The organism is Candidatus Sororendozoicomonas aggregata (assembly GCF_031528575.1).
Taxonomy (GTDB): domain Bacteria; phylum Pseudomonadota; class Gammaproteobacteria; order Pseudomonadales; family Endozoicomonadaceae; genus Endonucleibacter; species Endonucleibacter aggregata.
The window spans coordinates 1-6,088 of sequence record NZ_JAVLSP010000139.1; the positions used below are offsets into that span (position 1 = coordinate 1).

Below are 6,088 nucleotides of genomic sequence, written 5' to 3' on the forward strand. Positions count from 1 at the left end.
CATAAAGCTTCATAGTGAAGCTGTTTTACGTTGAAACACTCGGTTTTTGTAGTCGGGAAAACCGTATTTCTGACGACTCCCCGGAATCCATTAAGAGCCTTGTTCAATACGTGATGTTTTTGTGCTTTCGCAATGAATAATCAGGGTGCCTGTCATTGTCTGTGACCTGTTTTTTATTGATGATCAGGTAAGTGGTATTCAAAAACCTTGACCACTTTTTGTACGCCGCCTGTGTTGCGCGCGACATTCACGGCAGCATCGGCCTCTTTCGGGGTGACAATTCCCATTAAGTATACAGTCCCCATTTCTGTATAGACCTTAACACGATCAGCTACCACGTCCTTGGATGAGATTAAACCACTTTTAACCTTACTGGTGAGCCAGGAATCATTGCTCTGAGCCAGCAAATCGGCAGCGGGTCCCACAGTCAGTTCGTTGAATACCTCCTTAACATGCTCGACTCCCCGGGCAATTGTCGTCGCGACAGGTTTTAAGCGTGCTTCTGGCACCTGACCGATCAATAAAACAGTGCCGTTAAAGCTGATAACCTTGACCCGCGCATGGTTAAAGTCAGGGTCAGCTTTCTCGATATTAACACTGGTGACGGTCTCAATGGTCTGGTCATCAAACCAGCTGCCCCAGGTGCGCTCCAGGGGGTTTATCTTGATAGGCTCCTTGTTGACGCTGCCAACGATTGTCGAGCACCCGGCGGCAAAAATAAGCAGGGCTGAAAGTAAAATAGTATAAATAGGTCGCATTATCCTTTTCTCTTTTAGAAATCCCCTATATGGTCAGGGGTTTTAGCCGGAAAACAGGTATTCATCGATCAAGTCGCACAGGCAATGGATTACCAGTGTGTGGACTTCCTGAATACGGTGCGTACTGGTAGCTGGTACGCGAATTTCAATATCTTCAGGATGAAGGAGACGAGCCATATCACCACCATCTTTGCCAGTGAGGGCAACGACTTGTAAATCACGGTCGTGGGCGGCTTGCACCGCCTGAACAACATTGGGACAATTGCCGTTGGTGGAGATGGTCAGCAATATATCGCCCCCTTGCCCCAGTGACCGTATTTGCTTCGAGAAAACCTCGTTATAACTGGAATCTGAAGCAATGGAGCTGATGGTTAAACTATCGGCACATAACGACAGGGCAGGTAATGCTGGCCGCTCCCGTTCATAGCGGTTTTGCAGGACAGAGACAAAGCGCTGAGCATCTCCCGCTGAACCACCGTTGCCGCAGGCAAGAACTTTGCCATCACTGAGCAGGCTCTGAACCATAATTTCAGACGCCTGAGCAATATGGGGCGGCAGGGTATCTGCCGCTCTGATTTTAGCATCAATGCTATCTGAAAAATGACGGGTAATACGATCGAGCATACTCAATATCCTGAAAAGCGGCTATCACCGTTTCTTTATCTTGCCTGACAGGGGAAGCGAAACTGTGTTTCAGGCGCAAAAATCTGATTGAGAGAGCCCCTTAAAATGCACCTTTTATCCATTCTAAGCGATTTTGTCGGCTGTCGTCATTGGGGGTTATCGTGATGGTGTCAAACCGGCAATGTCGAAGAGCATGCACTTTATGGCGCTGTATAAATTGAGCGGCTGCTTTGCGAACCTTTTGCTGCTTAGCGGGGGTGATACTGGATAATGCCCCGCCAAATGCCTGCGAGGCACGAAAACGAACCTCAATAAATACCAGTACTTCATAGTCAAGCATGACAAGGTCAACCTCACCCTGTCGGCAGGCAAAATTATGCGCGACAAGCCTTAACCCTTGCTGTTTAAGGTAGCATAAGGCCAGTTTTTCAGCCTTGGCGCCATCACGCCTTATTTTTCGTAATTGCCAGGTTGGCATTTTGTTTATAAGGCTGTTTGACAGGGAGCGGCACCATTTGGCCATTTTCGAAAATCTGCCAGACCAGTTGGCGGTCAACACGATGATCAGCAGAGATACTTAACCAACCGGTTAATCCCTTTATCTGACTACCTGGCAGGTTGCTCAATTGTTGCAATTTGGGATAAAGCTGATAGGCATCTGCGCCCAGAGCATACAAAGTACCATAGGTGCCTTTGGCTTGCGGCCAGGCTTGAATGATGTTTTTCTCCAAAGGAGAAGCATAGCCCGGCACAGACCAGGGCATTACTGGCAGACGAATGCCATTAATATCCCGATCCTGAACGGCATCGGTCGTGCCGGAAAAAACGCTGGATGTGCCATAGACCGGAATGTCACCTGCAAACTGATAAGCAAGGGCTGGCTTGATTTGCCGCGCATCCCCTGAGCTGGCAGCAATAAAAATCATATCAATATCCTGGCGGCGTCGAGCTCGAAAGCCCAGGGACTCTCCCAGCAACTTACTGAGCTGCTTTTCACGCTGCTGGCTTTGGTTAATTTGTAAAAGCTGGGCGCTGAGTTTGCTAAAGGCTGTTTCCTGGTTAAATGCGCTGGTTATCGCAATCTCTCCACCACTTTGTACCCATGCTTGTTCAAACGCACTGGCAACTTTCTTGCCCCAGGATGAATCCGGTGTCATAACCATCGCACGTTTATGACCATCGAGGGTGGCCCGGTGAGCGACGATGCGAGCTTCATCTTCTGTGGACAAGCCAAACTGGTATAGTTGTGTTCCCGTGGTGACGGTTTGGTTATCCAGATAATTGAGCGCCAGCACTGGAACGCGCGCAGAAATATCCGTCTGAATCCGGCTGACGTTGTCTTTGCTCAAAGGCCCAATAATCAGCTGGGCACCAGCCGCGATGGCTTTATCCGCCAGATGGGCAACATCATCACTGCCTGTATCATAAATCAATAGCTCGGGCGTTTTTTCGCCGTTGTGCAGCGCTTGGTAGTGTGCTGCGATAATGCCATCACGAATTGACTGGCCTGCGATGGCCAGGCTGCCACTGAGAGGCAGTAACAGGGCGATTCTTTGAGGGGGAGCAGCGGTGAGCAGTTGCTCAAGATTGCCTGGAACATAAGCGCTGCCGGGGTGGCCGGGCCATTGCTGTAACCACCGTTGAAAACCTACAAGTTGCTCGCTGGGGTTGTTGCCAGGTTGATAAAGGATGGCCAGCTCAAGCCAGCCTTTGATAGCGCCTGATGGTATTTCATGCTCCAGGCTTTGCAGGCGATCCAGCGGCACTCGCAGCAGGGTTTGCCAAAAACCAGACTCATAATTTTTTTGTTGTTCGGGTGTTAGCAGTGGCATGGCTGCCAGCCACTCATCAAGGGAGGCAGCGTATTCTGTGTAACGGTTGTAGGCTCTGGCACGGAGGATGTGGGCAAACGCTACCGTGTTGGGGTCGGAGCTGTTAATGATGGCTTCCCGGTCGAGCCAGTTAAACACATCGGCATTTTTCTCAGTGCTATCGGCAACGCGTGCCTGCGACAGTGCCAGGGTTACTTTCAGGTTTTCGGGAAGTGAATCGTAATCAATACTGTCGAGGAGAATTTTGGCGCGTTTTTTATCGGTGACCATCAGTAGCTCCGAGGCTTGCAGTTTCAGCGCAATGTTTTGCGGAAAATGAGCCGCTGCAGCCTCTGCCAGCAGGTGCTCTGCTGTTTTTGGTGAGGTAATACGTTGACTGGACAGAGCGTCGATAGGTATGTTCTTCGTCCCTGAGCAGCCAGCTACCAGGGAGGCGAGTGTGAATAATATCAATAGCTGACGAAAAAAAGGTTTTTGCCTCATAAAGTGCTTCACCGCTCAAACACTGTGACTATGCTGGATGCCCAGTATATCTGTATATCTGCTGCACGGGAACTGCTTGCTGTTTATTATCAGGGGGCAGGAAATGTCATTTGACTCCCTTTTTCCCTAAGGGGGGGGTGTCAGTATCGTCGAAAAGCCGTAAGGACTCCCTGCCGACACCCGGCGAACAGAAGAGTCAACCACAAACACGTCTCACCCTCACTGCCACAGTCACAGGACATAACTGTCAATTTACTGAGTTCATGTACCTTGCTGAATCAATTCAACCTTGTATCCATCAGGGTCTTCGATAAAAGCGATTTCCGTTGTGCCGCCTTTAACAGGACCGGGTTCGCGGGTAATCCTTGCACCGCCTTTACGGAGGGTTTCACAGGTTTGATGGAGGTTATCAACACCAATGGCAATATGACCAAACGCAGTGCCCGGCTCGTAGCTGTGGGTTCCCCAGTTATAGGTGAGTTCAATCACGGCTTGCTCGGATTCGTCAGCATAGCCGACAAAAGCCAATGTATAACGATATTGAGTATTTTCACGCTTGCGCAACAGGGTCATACCCAACAGATCAGTATAAAAAGCAATGGAACGGTCAAGATCAGTGACACGCAACATAGTATGCAGCAAACGCATCGACAGCCTCCCGGGCAAATATCGTAGTGCAAAAGTAAGGCCTCTTAAGAAGGCCAGACAACGACAATCCTATCAAGGTCCTTTATCAGGTTGAAGCATCTTTAATACCCTCTATAGGCTTGCCGTCAATAGTCGCATTTTTAATCTCGACGGTGTATTCGGAGCCCCCTTCTTTTTGCAAAAGCTTCACAAAAAAATAATCCCAGTCCTTGGCAAACCAGATGTAAGTCTCTCGCTTATCATTGTCCCTGTTAACTTTTATCTTCACCGTATTCAGCTTTCCTGCTTCGGTGTTGATAACTTCTTCGCCAACAATGGAAAACTCGCGTTCATACACTTCATCATCATCGGCAATCAGATACTTCAGGTTTGTTTTACCGGCAGCGAGATCCATGCGCAGTTGTGTCTGGTAAGACAGATTGTCAAGGGCGCCACTTTTCAGGGCAATGGCCCATTGCTTATCTTTTTTACTCCATTTGACCTGGGATTTTTTCCAGTCAAATTCCGCGCTTTCTTCTTTTTTACTGCCAATAAACCCTGAGCGTTTAAACTGGTAAGCGTCTGGCTGAATATGCCCTTTGGCATCCACGTGAAAACTGCTACTTTCCTTGATACCAAAAAGGCCAGCATTAGCATCAAAGACCAGCTCCCAATCGCCGGCACTGTTTTTTTGTAATGTCCGGCTGCCCGATGCCGTCATGGGTAGCCCTTTGATACTGCCTTTTAATTCAGCTGTGTAGGGTTTGAGCAAAGAAGCGTTAGCCTGTTTTTCCCCGGATACCGGTTTCCCGGTAGCCGAAGCAGCCTTTTGAGACTGCGCGGAAACGCTTGCCAACAAGGGCAGGGTGAGCAAAAGACTTACAAAGAAAAGCAATACAGACAGCGCTGAATGCCAGCGTTTCGACGACCTTTGGACAGCGACGTCCACAGCGTGTAACTCGATCATGGGCTTGCCAGTAATTGTTGCTCGTTTACTTGGTATCCTTTCTGGTCAAGGGGATCACTGTCAAGCCAAAGTTGATCACCGAGGAAAGTCAGTCTGCCGCTGGTCAGAAAATCCACCGCCATGGGGTAAATCTTGTGCTCCATGGCCTGTACGCGCTGACAAAGCGAGGTTTCCGTGTCATTCACCTCAATCATCAACGATGCCTGAACAATAATAGCACCACTATCGAGTTCAGCCGTGACAAAATGGACGCTTGCCCCGTGTTTTTTCTGACCATCACCCAAAACCCGCTGATGCGTACGCAACCCTTTATAGTCTGGCAGCAAAGAGGGATGAATATTGATCAGGCGCCGGGCGAAGCGTGCGACAAAATCCGCGCTGAGAATCCGCATGTAACCGGCCAGTATAATCCAGTCAGGGGCAAACCGCTCAATATGGGCAATGAGTGTATCCTCAAAAACTTGCCGGGAAGGCGCTGCTTTATGATCTAAAGCAATAGCAGGGATATTGGCCGCTTTAGCTCTCTCCAGGCCGAAAGCGTCCGGGCGATTGCTGATCACACAAACAATGTCATAACTATAGTCAGGCTGCTGATCCAGCATAGCCTGCAAATTACTGCCATTACCAGAAAGCAGCACAGCAACACGGTTTTTAGCGTTCACAAAAAAGGGTCCATTTGCTCAAGTCGCTCCCCCTTGCTGAAAAGCAGCCTTGGAGCCTGTCGGACTTATGCTTTCGAGCATAAAATTCAGTAGGGCGAGTCAGAATTTTCGATCAATTTGTGCGAATAGTTGACC

The 6,088-nt window shown here is 49.2% G+C and carries 7 protein-coding genes; all 7 read right to left on the reverse strand.

The genetic code is table 11. The features are described 5' to 3' along the window. Window positions 1-173: 173 nt before the first annotated feature. The 7 genes from V4C51_RS16695 to purN all read right to left on the reverse strand — a co-directional run bounded on the left by V4C51_RS16695 (window position 174) and on the right by purN (window position 5,953). Window positions 174-758, reverse strand: coding sequence for a BON domain-containing protein (locus V4C51_RS16695; protein ID WP_330927313.1), 585 nt, complete (start codon window positions 756-758; stop codon window positions 174-176). Window positions 759-800: 42 nt separating this feature from the next. Further along, window positions 801-1,382, reverse strand: coding sequence for a phosphoheptose isomerase (locus V4C51_RS16700; protein ID WP_330927314.1), 582 nt, complete (start codon window positions 1,380-1,382; stop codon window positions 801-803). 100 nt (window positions 1,383-1,482) lie between these two features. Then, complete coding sequence (locus V4C51_RS16705; RefSeq protein ID WP_330927315.1) at window positions 1,483-1,860, reverse strand: YraN family protein; 378 nt, start codon at window positions 1,858-1,860, stop codon at window positions 1,483-1,485. Then, window positions 1,826-3,697: a penicillin-binding protein activator gene (locus tag V4C51_RS16710; protein ID WP_330927316.1), complete on the reverse strand. Its 1,872-nt coding sequence runs from the start codon at window positions 3,695-3,697 to the stop codon at window positions 1,826-1,828. The genes V4C51_RS16705 and V4C51_RS16710 overlap by 35 nt, the downstream gene beginning before the upstream one ends. Before the next feature lie 261 nt (window positions 3,698-3,958). Further along, complete coding sequence (gloA, locus tag V4C51_RS16715; RefSeq protein WP_330927317.1) at window positions 3,959-4,345, reverse strand: lactoylglutathione lyase; 387 nt, start codon at window positions 4,343-4,345, stop codon at window positions 3,959-3,961. Between the two features lie 85 nt (window positions 4,346-4,430). Continuing rightward, on the reverse strand, window positions 4,431-5,291 hold the full coding sequence (locus V4C51_RS16720) for a DUF3108 domain-containing protein (RefSeq protein WP_330927318.1): 861 nt from the start codon (window positions 5,289-5,291) through the stop codon (window positions 4,431-4,433). After that, complete coding sequence (purN, locus tag V4C51_RS16725) at window positions 5,288-5,953, reverse strand: phosphoribosylglycinamide formyltransferase (RefSeq protein ID WP_330927319.1); 666 nt, start codon at window positions 5,951-5,953, stop codon at window positions 5,288-5,290. Before purN ends, V4C51_RS16720 begins: the two co-directional genes overlap by 4 nt. Window positions 5,954-6,088 lie beyond the last annotated feature (135 nt).

Bases quoted from the DNA above. Each gene is read 5' to 3' on its own strand.
- V4C51_RS16695 (WP_330927313.1), bottom strand. From the start codon at position 758: ATGCGACCTATTTATACTATTTTACTTTCAGCCCTGCTTATTTTTGCC.
- gloA (WP_330927317.1), bottom strand. From the start codon at position 4,345: ATGCGTTTGCTGCATACTATGTTGCGTGTCACTGATCTTGACCGTTCC.
- V4C51_RS16705 (WP_330927315.1), bottom strand. From the start codon at position 1,860: ATGCCAACCTGGCAATTACGAAAAATAAGGCGTGATGGCGCCAAGGCT.
- V4C51_RS16700 (WP_330927314.1), bottom strand. From the start codon at position 1,382: ATGCTCGATCGTATTACCCGTCATTTTTCAGATAGCATTGATGCTAAA.
- V4C51_RS16710 (WP_330927316.1), bottom strand. From the start codon at position 3,697: ATGAGGCAAAAACCTTTTTTTCGTCAGCTATTGATATTATTCACACTC.
- V4C51_RS16720 (WP_330927318.1), bottom strand. From the start codon at position 5,291: ATGATCGAGTTACACGCTGTGGACGTCGCTGTCCAAAGGTCGTCGAAA.